This is a genomic window from Ramlibacter sp. bp-362 (assembly GCF_054956735.1).
Genome location: NZ_JBUDXE010000005.1, coordinates 130,993 through 147,023 on the forward strand (window position 1 = coordinate 130,993; position 16,031 = coordinate 147,023).

The 16,031-nt window shown below is 73.2% G+C and carries 16 protein-coding genes; 7 read left to right on the forward strand and 9 right to left on the reverse strand.

Annotated elements, in window-relative coordinates:
• Nucleotides 1-3: 3 nt before the first annotated feature.
• Complete coding sequence (locus ACY0MJ_RS08490) at nt 4-1,317, reverse strand: Hsp70 family protein (RefSeq protein ID WP_462637946.1); 1,314 nt, start codon at nt 1,315-1,317, stop codon at nt 4-6.
• A gap of 59 nt (nt 1,318-1,376) precedes the next feature.
• Between ACY0MJ_RS08490 and mutL the strand changes: the two genes are divergently transcribed.
• Together mutL and ACY0MJ_RS08500 are read left to right on the forward strand one after the other, a co-directional pair.
• On the forward strand, nt 1,377-3,131 hold the full coding sequence (mutL, locus tag ACY0MJ_RS08495) for a DNA mismatch repair endonuclease MutL (RefSeq protein ID WP_462637947.1): 1,755 nt from the start codon (nt 1,377-1,379) through the stop codon (nt 3,129-3,131).
• 42 nt (nt 3,132-3,173) lie between these two features.
• The gene (locus tag ACY0MJ_RS08500; RefSeq protein WP_462637948.1) at nt 3,174-4,016 is read left to right on the forward strand and encodes an alpha/beta hydrolase; all 843 of its coding nucleotides are present in this window, start codon (nt 3,174-3,176) and stop codon (nt 4,014-4,016) included.
• Here ACY0MJ_RS08500 and aroD read toward each other — a convergent pair.
• The 3 genes from aroD to ACY0MJ_RS08515 form a co-directional block, all read right to left on the reverse strand.
• A complete protein-coding gene (aroD, locus tag ACY0MJ_RS08505; RefSeq protein ID WP_462637949.1) occupies nt 4,003-4,779 on the reverse strand; it encodes a type I 3-dehydroquinate dehydratase in 777 nt (258 codons plus the stop codon). The two genes, ACY0MJ_RS08500 and aroD, sit on opposite strands and share 14 nt — an antisense overlap.
• Nucleotides 4,780-4,827: 48 nt before the next feature.
• Nucleotides 4,828-5,004: a hypothetical protein gene (locus ACY0MJ_RS08510; protein ID WP_462637950.1), complete on the reverse strand. Its 177-nt coding sequence runs from the start codon at nt 5,002-5,004 to the stop codon at nt 4,828-4,830.
• Between the two features lie 155 nt (nt 5,005-5,159).
• Entirely contained in the window at nt 5,160-5,546 is a 387-nt protein-coding gene (locus tag ACY0MJ_RS08515; RefSeq protein WP_462637951.1) for a response regulator, read from the reverse strand.
• A 116-nt stretch (nt 5,547-5,662) separates the two neighbouring features.
• Here ACY0MJ_RS08515 and miaA point away from each other — a divergent pair, with 116 nt between their 5' ends.
• A complete protein-coding gene (gene miaA / locus ACY0MJ_RS08520) occupies nt 5,663-6,601 on the forward strand; it encodes a tRNA (adenosine(37)-N6)-dimethylallyltransferase MiaA (protein ID WP_462637952.1) in 939 nt (312 codons plus the stop codon).
• Nucleotides 6,601-7,272 (forward strand): ABC transporter ATP-binding protein, encoded by a 672-nt coding sequence (locus ACY0MJ_RS08525; protein ID WP_462637953.1) that lies wholly within the window; start codon nt 6,601-6,603, stop codon nt 7,270-7,272. Before miaA ends, ACY0MJ_RS08525 begins: the two co-directional genes overlap by 1 nt.
• Nucleotides 7,273-7,360: 88 nt before the next feature.
• On the opposite strand, the gene ACY0MJ_RS08530 is transcribed toward ACY0MJ_RS08525, so the two are convergent.
• The 3 genes from ACY0MJ_RS08530 to ACY0MJ_RS08540 form a co-directional block, all read right to left on the reverse strand.
• Nucleotides 7,361-7,951, reverse strand: coding sequence for a DsbC family protein (locus tag ACY0MJ_RS08530; protein ID WP_462637954.1), 591 nt, complete (start codon nt 7,949-7,951; stop codon nt 7,361-7,363).
• Nucleotides 7,948-8,340 (reverse strand): response regulator, encoded by a 393-nt coding sequence (locus tag ACY0MJ_RS08535; RefSeq protein WP_462637955.1) that lies wholly within the window; start codon nt 8,338-8,340, stop codon nt 7,948-7,950. The genes ACY0MJ_RS08530 and ACY0MJ_RS08535 overlap by 4 nt, the downstream gene beginning before the upstream one ends.
• Before the next feature lie 79 nt (nt 8,341-8,419).
• Nucleotides 8,420-8,683, reverse strand: coding sequence for a hypothetical protein (locus tag ACY0MJ_RS08540; protein ID WP_462637956.1), 264 nt, complete (start codon nt 8,681-8,683; stop codon nt 8,420-8,422).
• 219 nt (nt 8,684-8,902) lie between these two features.
• Here ACY0MJ_RS08540 and ACY0MJ_RS08545 point away from each other — a divergent pair, with 219 nt between their 5' ends.
• The 3 genes from ACY0MJ_RS08545 to ACY0MJ_RS08555 all read left to right on the forward strand — a co-directional run bounded on the left by ACY0MJ_RS08545 (nt 8,903) and on the right by ACY0MJ_RS08555 (nt 13,006).
• Nucleotides 8,903-9,379, forward strand: a complete 477-nt coding sequence (locus ACY0MJ_RS08545; protein ID WP_462637957.1) for a hemerythrin domain-containing protein — start codon at nt 8,903-8,905, stop codon at nt 9,377-9,379.
• A 67-nt stretch (nt 9,380-9,446) separates the two neighbouring features.
• Complete coding sequence (locus ACY0MJ_RS08550; protein ID WP_462637958.1) at nt 9,447-11,963, forward strand: FtsX-like permease family protein; 2,517 nt, start codon at nt 9,447-9,449, stop codon at nt 11,961-11,963.
• A complete protein-coding gene (locus tag ACY0MJ_RS08555) occupies nt 11,957-13,006 on the forward strand; it encodes a lipocalin-like domain-containing protein (protein WP_462638184.1) in 1,050 nt (349 codons plus the stop codon). Before ACY0MJ_RS08550 ends, ACY0MJ_RS08555 begins: the two co-directional genes overlap by 7 nt.
• Nucleotides 13,007-13,056: 50 nt before the next feature.
• Here ACY0MJ_RS08555 and ACY0MJ_RS08560 read toward each other — a convergent pair whose 3' ends face one another.
• A complete protein-coding gene (locus ACY0MJ_RS08560; protein ID WP_462637959.1) occupies nt 13,057-14,265 on the reverse strand; it encodes a CoA transferase in 1,209 nt (402 codons plus the stop codon).
• Nucleotides 14,262-15,944 carry an acyl-CoA dehydrogenase family protein gene (locus ACY0MJ_RS08565; protein WP_462637960.1) on the reverse strand — a complete coding sequence of 561 codons (1,683 nt, stop codon included), beginning with the start codon at nt 15,942-15,944 and terminating at the stop codon, nt 14,262-14,264. Before ACY0MJ_RS08565 ends, ACY0MJ_RS08560 begins: the two co-directional genes overlap by 4 nt.
• Nucleotides 15,945-16,031: the final 87 nt, after the last annotated feature.

A 16,031-nucleotide genomic window follows, 5' to 3' on the forward strand; every position in this document is an offset into this window, starting at 1 on the left:
CGATTATCCCCGCGCCCCGGCATGCAGCCGCTGCGCGTGCACGCCCAGGCCCTGCGCCACGCTCGCGTGGCGGTCGCCCTGGACGGCGCGCGCCTGCGGCACCGCCGCCGCGATGCGGCGCACCAGGGGCGCGAAGCCGGTCGAGCCGCCGGTGAGATAGAGCACGTCCACCTGCGCGGGCGACACGCCGGCGGCGCGCAGGGTTTCGGCGGCGGCCTGCACGATGCGGTCCAGCTCGGCCTCGACCGCTGCCACCGCCCCACCCTCATCGAGGTTCGCCGCGAGGCCGCGCTCCAGCCGCCCCAAGTCGATGCGCGTGGCGCCGCCCTCGGCCACGGCGATCTTCGCCGCTTCGGCCTCGGCCAGCAGCGCGTGCCCGAGGTGCTCCTGCACCACCGTCATCAGCCGTTCGTGCTGGCGCGGGTCGCCGTAGAACGCGCGCATGCGGCGCAGCTCGTGCACCCGCGGCGCCGTGTAGACGGTGTTGACCAGGTGCCACGTTGCCAGGTCGAAATACACGCGGCTGGGGACTTCGCGCGGCGTCGCGCCGGCGCGCGCCGGCCCCAGGCCGCGGTAGCCGCAGGCCGGCAGGATCGCCGCCAGGTCCACCTGCCGGTCGAAGTCGGTCCCGGCCACGTGCACGCCGTGGTTGGCGAGGATGTCGCCGCGGCGGTCCAGGCGCGCGCGGCGGGACGGACCGACGCGCACCAGCGAGAAGTCCGAGGTGCCGCCGCCGATGTCGGCCACGAGCACCAGTTGCTCCTCCTGCAGCCCCAGCTCGTAGTCGAGCGCGGCCGCGATCGGCTCGTACTGGAAGCTCACCTCGGAGAAGCCGACGCTGCGCGCGGCGGCCGCGAGCGCTTCCTGCGCCTGCGCATCCCGCAGCGGATCGTCGTCCACGAAGTACACGGGACGGCCGAGCACCACGCGCGTGAGCGGCGCGCCGGCAGCCCTTTCGGCCAGGGTCTTCAGGTGCTGCAGGTAGCCGCCCACGACGTCCAGGTAGCGCACCGCGTGGCCGGCGCCGACGTCGGTCTGCTGCTCGGCCAGCGTGGAGCCGAGCACGCTCTTCATCGAGCGCATCAGGCGGCCTTCGTGCCCTTCGATGTACGCGGCGAGCGCCGCGCGGCCGTACAGGCGCAGCGGCGGCTCGTGGGCCGCCCGGCCCTCCACCTGGTAGAAGACCGCGGTCGGCATGGTGGGCTGGCCCGCCTCCACGGCGACCAGCTCCATGCGGCCCTGCGCCGCCGGCACCGCGATCGCGGAATTGGAGGTGCCGAAGTCGATGGCGCAGAACGCGGCGGGGGCAGTGGGCATGGGGGCGCGGATTGTAGCGATGGCGACGGGCCGGCGCGGCCTCCTACAATCGCTGGCAGATGAGCGCCGTCCTCTCCCCCGCCCCGCGCCGCCCGATCCGGGAACTGCCCGACGAGCTGGTCAGCCAGATCGCGGCCGGCGAGGTCGTGGAACGCCCCGCCTCGGTGGTGCGCGAGCTGGTGGACAACGCGCTGGACTCCGGCGCGACGCAGGTCACCGTGCGCCTGCTGGCCGGCGGCGTGCGCCTGGTCTGCGTGGAGGACGACGGCTGCGGCATCGAGCGCGAGCAGCTGCCCCTGGCGCTCAAGCGCCACGCCACCAGCAAGATCGGATCGCTCGCCGACCTGGAGTCGGTCGCGACCATGGGATTCCGCGGCGAGGCGCTGGCGGCGATCGCCTCCGTCTCCGAGCTGCACCTGCTCTCGCGCACGGCCGGCCAGGCCAGCGCCTTCCTGCTCGATGCCGCCAGCGGCGAGCTGCGGCCGGCCGCGCGCGCCACCGGCACGACGGTCGAAGTGAAGGAGCTGTTCTTCAGCACGCCGGCGCGCCGCAAGTTCCTCAAGACCGACGCCACCGAGCTGGCGCACTGCCTGGAGGCGGTGCGCCGCCATGCGCTGGCCCGCCCCGACGTGGGCTTCACCGTCTGGCACGAAGGCAAGCTGTGCGAGCAGTGGCGCGCCGGCTCGCGCGAGCAGCGCCTGGCCGACGTGCTGGGCGAGGACTTCCTCGCCGACAGCGTGGCGATCGCCGCGACGGCGGGGCCGCTGCGGGTGAGCGGCCGCGCGGGCATCCCCGATGCCGCGCGTTCGCGCGCCGACTGGCAGTTCGCGTACGTCAACGGCCGCTACGTGCGCGACAAGGTGGTCACGCACGCGGCGCGCAGCGCCTACGAGGACCTGCTGCACGGCCAGCGCCAGCCGGTGTACGTGCTGTACATCGACGTGGACCCGGCGCGCGTGGACGTGAACGTGCACCCGACCAAGATCGAGGTCCGCTTCCGCGACAGCCGCGAGGTGCACCAGGCGGTGCGGCGGGCGGTCGAGGCGGCGCTGTCGGCGCCGCGCTCGGCGCAGGCTGCGGTGCCTGCGCCCGCCGTGGCGCCCGCCGCGCCCATGGCCGCGGCCTGGCGCCAGCCAGCAATCCCCTTCGCGGGCGAGCGGGTGAACGACTTGGGTACCTTGTGGGGAAAACCGGAGCCTGCACCCGCCACCGAGCCCATGCCCGCCGGCACCTGGCCCCTCGGCCGCGCCATCGCCCAGCTGCAAGGCATCTACATCCTCGCCGAGAACGCCCAGGGGCTCGTCATCGTCGACATGCACGCGGCCCACGAGCGCATCGTCTACGAGCGGCTGAAGACGCAGATGGACGCGCAGGACCTGCGCAGCCAGCCGCTGCTGATCCCCGCCACCTTCCCCGCCACGCCGTCGGAGATCGCCACGGCCGAGGGCGGGCAAGCGGCGTTGCAGGCCCTGGGCCTGCAGGTGACGCCCTTATCGCCGAAGACCCTCGCGGTGCGTGCCGTGCCGGCCACGCTGGCGGACGGCGACCCGGTCGAGCTCGCGCGCAGCGTGCTCGCCGAGCTCGCGCAGCACGACGCCACCAGCGTCGTCGAGCGCGCCCGCAACGAACTGCTGGCCACCATGGCCTGCCACGGCGCCGTGCGCGCCAACCGCAAGCTGACACTGGAGGAGATGAACGCCCTCCTGCGGCAGATGGAGGAGACCGAGCGCTCCGACCAGTGCAACCACGGCCGCCCCACCTGGCGCCAGCTGACGCTGCGCGAACTCGACGGGCTGTTCCTGCGCGGCCGCTGAAAGGCTGAACTTTCCCCGGCCGCGGTGACTCTGCCGTACCTGATGAAGCGCCGCCTGATCTTCTCCGCCGTGGTGACCGCCGTGCTGCTCACGGTCGGCTGCGCCACGCTGGACGAGCGCCAGCGCGAATGGATCTTCCAGCCGAGCGACCGCAGCTGGGGCCACAGCGCCGACGCCGCCGAGGGCATGGAGGACGTCTGGATCGCCTTCGACTCCAGGGTGACCGGCGAGCCGGCCCGGCTGCACGGCCTGTGGCTGCCGGCGAAGCGCCAGGCCGACACCGGCCCGGTGCTGCTGTTCCTGCACGGCGCCCGCTGGAACGTCGCCGGCTCCGCCCCGCGCATCCGCCGCATGCAGCAGCTCGGCTTCTCGGTTCTGGCCATCGACTACCGCGGCTTCGGCAAGTCCACGCCGGGCCTGCCCTCGGAAGACATGGCCTACGAGGACGCCCGCGCCGCCTGGGACTGGATGGCCGGCCGCTACGCCGGCCGCCCGCGCTACGTCTTCGGCCATTCGCTGGGCGGCGCCATCGCGATCGACCTCGCCTCGCAGGTGGAGGACGAGCGCGGCGTGATCGTCGAAGGCACGTTCACCTCCATCCCCGACGTCGCCAGCACCATGAAGTGGGGCTGGCTGCCGATCGGGCCGCTGATCACGCAGCGCTTCGAGGCCGTGAAGAAGGTGGCCCGCCTGCACTCGCCGCTGCTGGTGGTGCACGGCTCCAACGATGCGCTGATCGACAGCACCCTGGGCAAGCGCCTCTACGAGGCGGCCACCGGCCCGAAGGAGTTCGTGCTGGTGGAGGGCGGCTCCCACTTCAACACCAACGCGCTGGGCCAGGCCCAGTACCGCGAGGCGCTGGCGCAGTTCTTCAGCCTGAAGTAGCGCGCTGCAGCACCGCGAGCGCCGCACGCACGTCGGCGATCGGCACCTGCCCCGGCGCCGAAGGCGCCGAGCCCACGGCGAAGGTGAGCGCCGAGCCGAACGCGCCGCCGCACAGGCGCGTGACGGCTCCCGGCCCGCCCATGGCCATGCTGATCACGGGAATGCGCAGGCGTCCGCTCGCGCGCAGCGTGGCACCGAGCAGCCGGTGCACGTCGGCCATGGACTGCGGCATCACGGCCACCTTGGCGACGTCGGCCCCCAGTTCCTGCGCGCGGTCGAAGCGCGCGTCGAGTTCCGCGTCCGCCGGCGTCGCCTCGAAATCGTGGAAAGACAGCACCAGCGCCAGCCCGCGGCCCCGCGCGATCGAGCGCGCCTGCGCCACGTGTTCGGGCGCCTGCCCCATCTCGTAGTCCAGGGCGGCCACGCGGCCGCTCGCGGCCAGCGCCTCGTACAGCGCCAGCACCTGCGGCTCGGACAACGCGATCGGCTGGCCGCCCTCGCTTCGGGCGCGCCGCGTCAGGAGGATGGGGATGCCGGCGGCGGCGGCGTGCAGGTCCGCGGCCGCCGCCAGCACTTCGGCGGTGTCGGCGATGCGCTCGAAGAAGTCGACGCGCCACTCCAGCAGGTCGGGCTGCAGCGCCGCGACGGCGGCCGCTTCCGCCGCCAGGGCTGCGCGGGTGCGCGCCACCAACGGCGCGCAGACGGCGGGCAGGCGCCCGCCGGCGAGGGGCTTTCCGCCCAGGATGATCGGTCTGGCCTGCATTCCCGCTCCCGCGCTGCGATGCGCCGGAGGATTGTACGGAGCAGGCGTTCAGTCGCCGTGCGGCTTGCGGGCGCCGTCGGCCTGCGGCCGTTCCGCCGAGGGCTGCGGTTGCGGCTGCTGTTGCTGCTGTCCGCCGGCCTGCGGCGACGCGCCGCCGCGCGCCGAGCCCCTGGGCAGGCCCAGCTTCTTCAATTCGCGTTCCAGCAACTCCCTGCGCACGGACATGGGCAGCGTCTCCGACGTCCACGATTCCGTGTCCCGGGGGTCCGGCTCGCGGCCAGATCCCGTTTCCATCATGGGCGGAACTTAGTTCCAACGCCGAGCCTGCGCTGTCGGAGCGCGCCGAGAATGCTGTGCGAAGGCGCCGACAAGCCGCGCGGTCACGGGCCCGAGTTCTCGCGGTCGGCCAGGTCGCCGAACCAGGAGATGAACCCGCTGGTCTCGGTCTTGTCGAACACGGCGTCGGCCCCGAGGTCCAGGCAGTGCTGGCGCACGCCCGGGGTCGCGTAGCTGCTGAACACGACCACCTTGCCGCCGCCGGGCTCGGCCTTGCAGCGGCGGATCACCTCCATGCCGGCGCCCTGGTCCAGCACCAGGTCGATCACGGCGACGTCCCATCCGGCCGGGTGGTCGTCCAGCCAGAGCTTGGCTTCCGCTTCCGTGCTGGCGGAGCCGACGACCTGCAGGCCGCCCAGCGAGGAGAAGAGATCCGCGAGCAGCCCGCGCATCCTCTGCAGGTCCTCCACGAGGAACACCCTCAACTCCACACAGCGGCTCCTGAACATTCCACAAAGCGTAGATTGTCCCTGCCTGCGTTGGGGCAAGGTCTCCATTGCAACCAGCGGCAACCGAGCCGGCAGGGGCATCTGCTAACCTCGACCGGATGTCCACCGACGCGCTGCCCGCCCTGGTGGCGCTCGCCGGCCCGACGGCCTCCGGCAAGAGCGCCGCCGCCCTGGTGCTGGCGCAGGAGTTACACGCCGAGATCATCAGCGTCGACTCGGCGCTCGTCTACCGCGGCATGGACATCGGCACGGCCAAGCCCACGCCGGCAGAACGGGCGGCCGTGCCGCACCACCTCGTCGACATCCGCGACCCCGCCGAAAGCTACAGCGCCGCCGAATTCGCGGCCGACGCGCAGCGCCTCGCGGGCGAGATCCGCGCCCGCGGCCGCCGCGTCGTGCTCGCCGGCGGCACCATGCTCTATTTCAAGGCCTTGTTCGAGGGACTCGCCGCCCTGCCCCCGGCCGACCCCGCGTTGCGGGCGGAGATCGAGGCCGAAGCGGCGGCGGCCGGCTGGCCGGCGCTGCACGCGCAGCTGGCGCGCGTCGACCCGCCCATGGCGGCGCGGCTCGCGCCCAACGACGCGCAGCGCATCCAGCGGGCCCTGGAGGTCTTCCGCGCCACGGGCACGCCCCTGTCGGCCTTCCACCGCGAGGAGCTGCGCGCGCCCGGGCTGCGGCCCGACGTCTTCCTGTCGCTGGAGCCGCTGGACCGCGCCTGGCTGCACGAACGCATCGCGCGGCGCTTCGACGCGATGCTGGAGGCGGGCTTCCTGGACGAAGTGAAGCGGCTGCGCGCGCGCGGCGACCTGCGCCCGGAGCTGCCCGCCATGCGCTCGGTCGGCTACCGCCAGGCCTGGGAAGCGCTGGACGCGAACGAACCGGTCGCCACGCTGCGCGAGCGCGGCATCGCCGCGACCCGCCAGCTGGCCAAGCGCCAGCTCACCTGGCTGCGCTCCATGCCGGCGCGGCGCGTCATCGCCGCCGACGCGCCCGATGCCCTGGCGCAGGTCCTGCGCGCCGCGGGAGCGCGGGCGTGATGCTCGAAGTGCAGGGGCTCGCCAAGCGCTATGGCGAGGTCGACGTGTTCCGCGACGTGTCGCTGTCCGTGGTCGCCGGCGAGTTCGTCGCCATCGTCGGCGAGTCCGGCGTCGGCAAGTCGACGCTGCTCAATTGCATGGCCGGGCTGGACACCTGGGACGCAGGGCGCATCGTCGTCGCGGGGACCGACCTCGCCACGCTGGACGACGCGCAGCGCGCGGTGCTGCGGCGCGAGCGCCTGGGCTTCGTGTTCCAGGCCTTCCACGTGCTGCCGCACCTGGACGTCGCGCAGAACGTCGGGCTGCCGCTGCTCCTCCTGCAGCGGCCGGACGAAGCGCGGGTGCAGGCCATGCTGGCGGCCGTGGGACTGGAAGGCCTGGGCCCGCGCCTGCCGCAGGAACTGAGCGGAGGCCAGCTGCAGCGCGTGGCGATCGCGCGGGCGCTGGTGCACCGGCCGCAGCTGCTGCTCGCCGACGAACCGACCGGCAACCTGGACCCGGCGACGGCGGCCCGGGTGCTGGAGGTGCTGCGCGCGCAGGCGCGCGAAAGCGGCGCGGCATTGGTGCTGGTGACGCACTCGGCGTCGGCGGCGGGGCAGGCGGATCGGGTGCTGCACTTGCGCAGCGACGGTATTTCTCCCTCTCCCGCTCGCGGGAGAGGGCTGGGGTGAGGGCCTGGGTGGGGGCCTGCGGCATCGGCGCGCCACCGCCCTCACCCCCACCATCTCCCGCAAGCGGGAGAGGGAGCAAGAGATGCCGTCAGCTGGCGGCCGGCGGATTGAGCCCCAACCGCTGCGCCAGCGGCTGCGTCGGCAGCGCGCCGTCGATCGTCACCACCTCGCCGCTTTGCGCGTGTTTCGCCACCACGGCGGGCACGCCGTTGAAGCCGAAGCTGGTCATGAGCGCGGTGTTGCGCTTCACGGCGTCCTTCTGCGCGTCGGAGACGCCCATGGCGGAGATGCCGCCCTGCTGCTGGCGCACCGAGGCTTCGTTCTGCTCCATGGCGGCGACGGGATCGGACGCCCCGAGGATCGCCGCGCCCTGCGCGATGCTCTTGTCGCCCAGCAGCGCCACCGGGATCCAGACGAAGCGCGCCTGCGGCTTCAGCGGCTTGGCCGCCTCCCACAGCGCGGCGCAGTGCGGGCACTGCGGATCGAAGAACACGTAGACCACGCGCGTGCTCATCGTCGAGCCGACGTTGAAGCCCTTGGCATCCGACGCGATCTTGTCGATGGACACCGGCACCGATCCGGCGGCCGGCGTCGCCGGCGCATCGGCCGCCTGCTCCTTGCCGCAGGCCGCGAGCAGCAGGGCGGAGGCCGCCCCCGCCATCCACACCCGGCGCTTCACGACGAGACCTCCGCGGCCAGCCCGCCCAGTTCCGCGCAGAACTCCAGCAGCTCGCGAGACTGCGACTTGAGGAACACCGCGTCGGCGCCCAGGCGCAGGCAGTGGCTGCGGATGCCGTCGCTCGCGTAGTCGCTGAACACGGCGACGCTGGCGCGCCGGCCGGCGGCCGCGCGGGCGGCCGGGATCACGCCCATGCCGCTGCCCTGGTCGAGCACGAGATCGACGATGGCGAGGTCCCAGGCGCGCGGATGCTCCGCCAGCCACAGCTTCGCTTCCGCCTCGGTGCGGCTCACGCCCACCACGCGGAAGTCGCCGATGCTGGCGAGCAGGTCGGCGACGATGCCCTGCACCTGTTTCATGTCCTCCACGAGGAATACGCGGACTGTCACCTCGGCCTTGCCTTTCTCTTTCCCTTCGTGGCGTGCGCCACGGCTCGCGGCATTCTAGTGCCGCCCCTGCCGCCGTCGTTCAGGCCTGTCCGCCCTGCACCTGGTGGAGCAGTTCCGTGACTTCCTCGAGCTCCTCGGCCGCCTGCTGGACCTTGCGCTCGATCGCCTGGTTCTGCTCGATCGCCCAGGCGACGTCGCCCGTCTTCACCTGCGGCGGCAGCTCGCGTTGCAGCGCGCCGTGCGCGAGGCCGAGCTCCGCGCTCGCGACTTCCAGGTCGCGCTGCACCTGCCCCGTCATGGAACGGGCCTGTTCGAGCTTGGGATCGGGCAGCGGCAGGCTCATTGGAACTCCTTCGTCTCGGTGGATGCGTGAGCTTAGGTCGCGCGCCCAGGCTCAACCGTCATCCATGCGCCCGCGCGCCCGCCGGAACAGCGCGCATCCGCGGCCCGGTGCGGCCCGTCCCGCGGTCGGCGCGGCGCCCCTGCAGCTACCGTCGTTTTCCTACATGGCCGGACGGCGCCGCTGGCGATCATGGGCGACCCCGACCCAAGGAGAACGACCATGGCCACCCGTGCCGAAAAAGACGCTTGCGACCTGCTGGACGCGGACCACAAGCAGGTGAAGAAGATGTTCAAGGAATACGAGGAACTGACGAATTCGCGCGGCCGCACGGTGGCGCAGAAGAAGATGGACCTCGCCCGCCAGATCTGCCACGAGCTGACGGTGCACGCGCAGATCGAGGAGGAGATCTTCTATCCGGCCCTGCGCGGCGCCATCAAGGACACCGACATGATCGCCGAGGCCGAGGTCGAGCACCAGACGGCCAAGGACCTGATCGCCCAGATCGAAGGCATGGGCGAAGCCGACGAGATGTTCGACGCCAAGGTGAAGGTCCTGAGCGAGTACGTGGACCACCACGTCAAGGAAGAACGCAACGAGATCTTCCCGAAGGCCCGCTCGGCCCGCAAGCTGGACCTGATGTCCATGCGCGAGGAGCTGATGGCGCGCAAGGAAGAACTGATGGGCGAGATGGCCTGAGGAATTCCTCCCTCTCCCCTCCGGGTAGAGGGCTGGGGTGAGGGGCAGGCCCGGGCACAATGCCAGGATGCTGGCGCTGCTCGCCACCTACTCCTGGCAGGAAGTCCGGCATCACGCCTGGCGCAGCGCGACCGCCGTGCTGGCGGTGATGCTGGGGGTCGCGCTCGCCTTTTCCGTCCACCTGATCAACGCTTCGGCGCTCGATGAATTCGCGAGCGCCGCGCGCTCCGCCGGCGGCCAGCCGGACCTGGAGCTGCGCGCCGCGCAGGGCGCGCTCGACGAAGCCCTCTACGCCCGCGTCGCGACCGACCCGCAGGTCGCCGTCGCCAGCCCCGCGCTCGAACTGCAGACGCTCGCCCTCGCGCGCGACGGAACGCGCACCAGCGTCCGCGTGCTCGGCGTCGATGCGCTGGTGGTCGCCGCGCTCGCACCCGACGTCATGCCCGTCCCCGCCGAGGGCGCGGACCGGCTGGCCATCGTCTCGCCCGCCACCGTGTTCCCCAATGCGGCGGCGCAGCGGCTGCTGCCGAAGGACCGCGTGCAGGTGCAGGCAGGCCTCGCCCTGCACGAGCTGCGCGTGGCGGGCAGCACGCGCGCCGGCGGCGGGCCCTTGCTGGTGATGGACATCGGCGCCGCGCAGGACCTGTTCGGCCGCGGCGGCCAGCTCACGCGCATCGACGTCCGCCTGCGGCCCGGCGTCGCGCGCGAGGCGTGGCTGCAGCAGCTGCAGCTGCCCGCCGGCGTGCAGGTCGCGCAGCCGGGCGACGCCGGCCAGCGCGTGAGCCAGCTCTCGCGCGCCTACCGCGTCAACCTCACGGTGCTGGCACTGGTGGCGCTGTTCACGGGCGCCTTCCTCGTGTTCTCGGTGCTGGCGCTCAGCGTCGCCCGGCGCGCGCAGCAGTTCGCGCTGCTGGGCGTGCTGGGCCTCACCGCGCGGCAGCGGCTGCAACTGGTGCTGGCGGAATCCGCCGTCCTCGGCATCGTCGGCAGCGCGCTGGGCATCGCGCTCGGCGCCGCGCTGGCCGCCGCGGCGCTGGCGCTCCTGGGCGGCGACCTCGGTGGCGGCTACTTCCCCGGCGTGCAGCCGCACCTGCAGTGGAACGGCGCCGCGGCGGCCGGCTACGGCGCGCTGGGCGTGCTCGCCGCGATGGCGGGCGGCTGGCTGCCGGCGCGCAATGCGGCGCGGCTGCCGCTCGCGCAGACGCTCAAGGGCCTGGGCACGGCGCTGCCGCGCGGACGCCGCCATCGCCTGGGCTGGCTGGCGCTGCTCGCCGCCGTCGTGCTCGCGTTCCTGCCGCCGATCGCCGGCATGCCGCTCGCCGCCTATGTCTCGGTGGGCCTGCTGCTGGTCGGCGGCATCGCGGTGCTGCCCGGCGCCGTCGGCGCGCTGTACGACCGCATCGCGCCCCTCGTGGCGCATCGCCTGCTGCCGCTGCTCGCGGTGGAGCGGGCGCGGCGCGTGCGCGAGACCGCCGCCGTCGCCGTGAGCGGCGTGGTCGCGGCGCTGAGCCTCGCCGTCGCCCTCACCGTGATGGTGGCGAGCTTCCGGCAGTCGGTGGCCGACTGGCTCGACGTGCTGCTGCCGGCGGACCTGTACCTGCGCACCAGCACCAGCGCCGCGGCCGGCGACACCGCCTTCCTGGAGCCGGCGCTGGTGCAGGCGCTGGCGCAACTGCAGGGCGTGGAGCGGATCGCCAGCCAGCGCGTGCGCAGCCTGCTGCTCGATCCGGCGCGTCCCGCCGTGACGCTGCTGGCGCGGCCCGTCGGCGATGCGCGCCGCTCGCTGCCGCTGGTGGGCGAGCCGGTCGCCGTGCCCGAAGGCGCGGTGCCGGTGTACGTGAGCGAGGCGATGGTGGACCTGTACGGCGCCCGCCGCGGCGAACCACTCTCGGTCCTGCAAGCGGCGCTGGGTGGCGGCCCTTTCGTGGTCGCCGGCGTCTGGCGCGACTACGTGCGGCAGACCGGCGCGATCGTGATGGACCGCGCCGACTACCTGCGCCTGACCGGCGACACGCGCGTGAACGACGTGCAGCTGTGGCTGGCGCCCGGCGCGTCCGCCGACGACGTGCAGGCGCGGGCGCGGGCGCTGGTCGCGCGCACGGCGGGCGATCCGGCGCTGGTGGAGTTCGCGTCCGCGGCGCAGGTGCGGGCCGTGTCGCTGCGCATCTTCGACCGCAGCTTCGCCGTCACCTACTGGCTGCAGGCGGTGGCCATCGCGATCGGCCTGTTCGGCGTGGCGGCGAGCTTCAGCGCGCAGGTGCTGGCGCGCCGCAAGGAGTTCGGCCTGCTCGCGCACCTGGGTCTCACGCGCCGGCAGATCCTGGCGGTGGTCGCCGGCGAGGGCGCGGCCTGGACGGTCATCGGCGCGCTGGCCGGGCTCGCGCTCGGGCTCGCGGTGGCGGTCGTGCTGGTGCATGTCGTGAATCCGCAGAGCTTCCACTGGACGATGGACCTGCTGCTGCCCTGGGGCCGCCTGCTCGCGCTGTGTCTCGCGGTCGTTGCGGCCGGGACGATCACGGCGTGGCTCGCGGGCCGCGCGGCCGCCGGGCGCGACGCGGTGCTGGCCGTGAAGGAGGACTGGTGATCCACCGACGCACCCTGCTGGCCGCCCTGCCTGCGCTCGCGCAGCCCGCCTTCGCCTTGCCGCAGCGACGCCTCGTCTTTCCCGCCGACCACGGTGCTCACCCCGGCCTGCGCACCGAGTGGTGGTACGTCACCGGCCGCGCGCAGCGGGACGGCCGCGCGTTCGGCTTCCAGGTGACCTTCTTCCGCAGCCGCGTCGACGCCACGCAGGGCATGCACTCGCGCTTCGCGGCGAAGCAGCTGCTGTTCGCGCACGCGGCCGTGACCGACGTGCAGGGCGCGAAGCTGTGGCACGACCAGCGCATCGCGCGCGCCGGCTTCGGCATCGCGGAAGCGGCGACGGACGATGCGCGCCTGCGGCTGCGCGACTGGTCGCTGAAGCGAGACGGCGACACCTGGCACGCGAAGGTGCCGGCGAGCGGCTTCGCCCTGGACCTGCGCTGCACGGCCACGCAGCCGGTGCTGCTGCAAGGGCGGCAGGGCCTCTCGCGCAAGGGCCCGCTGGAGGAACAGGCGAGCTACTACTACAGCCTGCCGCAGCTCGCGGTGGGCGGCACGCTGTCGCTGCAGGGCCGCAGGTTCGAGGTGGATGGCCGCGCCTGGCTGGACCACGAATGGAGCGAGGCGCTGCTCGCGCCCGAGGCGGTGGGCTGGGACTGGATCGGCATGAACCTCGACGACGGCAGCGCCCTCACGGCCTTCCAGCTGCGGCGCCGCGACGGCAGCGCGCTGTGGGACGGCGGGTCCTTCCGGGCCGCGAACGGCGCGCTGTACGTCGCGAGCCCCGGCGAGACGCAGTTCCAGGCCCGCAGGCGCTGGACCAGCCCGGCCTCGAACGCGAGCTACCCGGTGGAGTGGCTGGTGCGCACGCCGGCGGATTTCTACACCGTGCGCGCGGTGATCCCCAACCAGGAACTGGACAGCCGAGGGTCGACGGGGTCGATCTACTGGGAGGGCTTGTCGGAGCTGATCGACAGCAACGGGAAGCGGGTGGGGTGGGGGTACCTCGAGATGACGGGGTATGCGTCGCCGCTGCGCTTGTGAACACCACCACCCTCACCCCTGCCCTCTCCCGCAAGCGGGAGAGGGAGGAATCACCGCACGACGCCGCGGTCGTGCAGGCGGCCGAATTCCTCCGGCGGCAGGCCGAGGAGTTCGTGAAGCACTTGCTCCGTATGCTCCCCCAGCCGCGGCGCGGGACGCGCCGGCAGGCGGTCGCGGGCGGAGAAGTCCAGCGGGATGCCGGCCGCGAGCATCTCGCCCACGCCGGGCTGCACGATGTTGGAGAACATCGGGTTGGCCGGTGAGCATTCCGGGTCCGAGGCGGCCAGCGTCGCGATGTCCTGGTAGCGCCCCCAGCACACGCCCAGCCGGTCGAAGTCCCGCGCGAGCTCCGCGAGCGGTCGCGCCGCGATGCGCGCCCCGACGATCTGCGCGAGCTCGCGCCGCGCGCGGAAGCGGTTGCCTTCCTGCGCGAGGTCCAGGCCCAGGCGCGCGGCCAGCGCATCCACTTCCGCCTGGATGCCCAGCGCCTCGCACAGCGTGCGCCACTGCTTCAGCGTGAGCCCCACCACCATGACGCGCTCGCCGTCCGCCGTCACGAAGTCGCGCCCTAAGGCGCCGAACAGCTCGTTGCCGTGGCGCTGCCGCGGCTGGCCGCGCCGCGCTTCCTCGATGAAGCCCAGGTGGTTCATCACCGCGAGCCCCACGTCCTGCAGCGCCAGCTTGACGTGCTGGCCTTCGCCGGTGAGGCGCCGGTGCCGCTCGGCCGCGAGCAGGCCCACGGCGACCATCTGCCCCGTGATGAGGTCCCAGGCCGGCAGCACGTGGTTGACCGGCCCCTCGGCGGCAGGATCGCCCGTGAACAGCGGCACGCCGATGCGCGCGTTCACCGTGTAGTCGACCGCGCTGCCGCCGTGCCGGTCGCCCATCAGGGTCAGCTGGATCAGGTCGGCCCGCCGCGCGCGCAGCTTGGCGTGATCGAGCCAGCCGCGCGGCGGGAAGTTGGTCAGGAACAGGCCCGCATCGTCGCCGGGCGCGCACACCAGCGCCATCGCCAGCTCGCGCCCTTCCGGCGAAGACAGGTCCAGCGCCACCGAACGCTTGGACTTGTTCAGGCCGCACCAGAACAGGCTCGTGTCGTCGTCGGTGACGGGCCAGCGCCGGTAGTCGAGCCCGCCGCCCAGCGTGTCGATGCGGATCACGTCGGCGCCCATCTGCGCCAGCGTCATGCCGCCCAGCGGCGCCGCGACGAAGGCCGCCGCTTCGACCACGCGCAGCCCCGAGAGAATCCCTGCGCTCATGCCGCGCTCCCTTTCTGTCCCAGGGCGCGTTCCAGCAGGCTGCGCGCCACGACTTTCAGCGCCAGCGTTTCCTCGGCGCCCTCGAAGATCGACAGCACGCGCGCATCGACGAAGTAGCGGCTGACGGCCGACTCCTCCGCGTAGCCCATGCCGCCGTGCAGTTGCAGCGCCTCGCGCGTCACCATCTCGGCGGAGCGGCAGGCCAGCAGCTTCACCAGGCTCGCCTCCATGCGACCTTCCCCGCGGTCCACCAGGCCCGCGACGTGCGCGGCGAGCTGCCGGCAGGCCGCGAGCCGCGCGCCCATGCGCGCCAGCTTGGATTGCGTGAGCGGGAATTCCAACAGCGCCTGCCCGAAGACCTTGCGGTCCTCGCTGTAGCGGATCGCCGCGCGCAAGGCCGCGCGCATCACGCCGCAGGCGCGCGCCGCCGTCTGCATGCGCCCGCCGACCATGCCGGCCATGGTCGCGTAGAAGCCCTTGCCCAGGCCCGCCTCGCCACCCAGCAGGTTCGCGTCGGGCACGAAGAAATCCGCGAAGGACAGGTCGAAGGAATGCATGCCGCGGTAGCCGATGGTGGGGATCGCGCGGCCCGCGAGCGTGCCGCCCTCCGGCTGCCGCACCTCGAAGGCGTGCCCCTCGAACGCGGGCTTCTCCACCAGGAACACGCTCAGGCCCTTGTGGCCCAGCGCGCGGTCGGGATCGGTGCGCGCCACCACCATCAGCACGCCTGCCTTGCCGGCGAAGGTGCACCAGGTCTTGGCGCCGTTCAGGCGCCAGCCGCCTTCGGTGCGCGTGGCGCGCAGGTTCAGGCCGGCGACGTCGGAGCCGTGGTCCGGTTCGGTGATCGCGATCGCGCACAGCGGCTCGCCGGCCGCGAGCCTGGGCAACCAGTGCGCCTGCTGTTCGGGCGTGCCGCCCGCGAGCAGCGCGCGCGTGAGGATCTCCGGCCGCGTGATCAGGCTGCCGGCCGCGGCGAGCGAGCCTTCGGAGAGCGCTTCGGTCACCAGCATCATCAGCAGCGCATCCTCGCGGTCCGCGGGGGCGCTGCCGCCATGCTGCTCCGGCACCGAGAGGCCGAACACGCCCATCTCGCGCAGCGGCTGCAGCAGCGACTCGGGCACCGTGCGGTCCTCGCGGTGGATCGCCTCGGCCTGCGGCGCGACGACCTCCTCGGCAAAGCGCCGGAACGAGTCCTGCGCCAGGGCATGCGACTCGTCCAGCGGCAGCACGCCGACCTCGCCGCGCGCGGCGGCGACGGCCTGCCCGGCCTGCGCGAGCGCCTGGGCACCGGCGGCGGACCGGCGCAGGTCGAGCCAGGCCGGGTCGTCCTGCAGGGCACGCAGGCGGGCCAGCGGCAAACCGAGGTCCAGGAACAGCGCCTCCAGCCGCCCCGCCACCGACACGCCGGCCTCGGCCGCGAACAGCAAGGCGAGCCGCAGGTCGAGCTCGCCCGCGTCGGGCCGCAGCACCTCCAGCGCATTGCGCGCCGCCAGCAGCTCGGCGCTGCACCAGGCGAGCTCGAACAGGGCGACCTGCTCGGCATCGAGCCGGGCGGAGCGGAGCTTGCCGCCTTCGCTGCAGCGCTGCGCGAGGGTGGTGGTGGCGGTGTCGAACGCTTCCTGCAGGCAGGCCAGGGTCTGGCGGGCGGCCTGCAACGCAGGCTGGGAGATGGTGGGCATGAAGGGACTCCTGGAGGGATTTTCGGACATGCGCGGCGGAAGGGGAGCACGCCGGGCCAAACTTCGGCAAACTGGATCACCCACTGC

Excerpts from the sequence above, each read along its gene's own strand:
- ACY0MJ_RS08490 (WP_462637946.1), bottom strand. The coding sequence starts at position 1,317 with ATGCCCACTGCCCCCGCCGCGTTCTGCGCCATCGACTTCGGCACCTCC.
- mutL (WP_462637947.1), top strand. The coding sequence starts at position 1,377 with ATGAGCGCCGTCCTCTCCCCCGCCCCGCGCCGCCCGATCCGGGAACTG.
- ACY0MJ_RS08500 (WP_462637948.1), top strand. The coding sequence starts at position 3,174 with ATGAAGCGCCGCCTGATCTTCTCCGCCGTGGTGACCGCCGTGCTGCTC.
- aroD (WP_462637949.1), bottom strand. The coding sequence starts at position 4,779 with ATGCAGGCCAGACCGATCATCCTGGGCGGAAAGCCCCTCGCCGGCGGG.
- ACY0MJ_RS08510 (WP_462637950.1), bottom strand. The coding sequence starts at position 5,004 with ATGTCCGTGCGCAGGGAGTTGCTGGAACGCGAATTGAAGAAGCTGGGC.
- miaA (WP_462637952.1), top strand. The coding sequence starts at position 5,663 with ATGTCCACCGACGCGCTGCCCGCCCTGGTGGCGCTCGCCGGCCCGACG.
- ACY0MJ_RS08525 (WP_462637953.1), top strand. The coding sequence starts at position 6,601 with ATGCTCGAAGTGCAGGGGCTCGCCAAGCGCTATGGCGAGGTCGACGTG.
- ACY0MJ_RS08540 (WP_462637956.1), bottom strand. The coding sequence starts at position 8,683 with ATGAGCCTGCCGCTGCCCGATCCCAAGCTCGAACAGGCCCGTTCCATG.
- ACY0MJ_RS08545 (WP_462637957.1), top strand. The coding sequence starts at position 8,903 with ATGGCCACCCGTGCCGAAAAAGACGCTTGCGACCTGCTGGACGCGGAC.
- ACY0MJ_RS08550 (WP_462637958.1), top strand. The coding sequence starts at position 9,447 with ATGCTGGCGCTGCTCGCCACCTACTCCTGGCAGGAAGTCCGGCATCAC.
- ACY0MJ_RS08560 (WP_462637959.1), bottom strand. The coding sequence starts at position 14,265 with ATGAGCGCAGGGATTCTCTCGGGGCTGCGCGTGGTCGAAGCGGCGGCC.
- ACY0MJ_RS08565 (WP_462637960.1), bottom strand. The coding sequence starts at position 15,944 with ATGCCCACCATCTCCCAGCCTGCGTTGCAGGCCGCCCGCCAGACCCTG.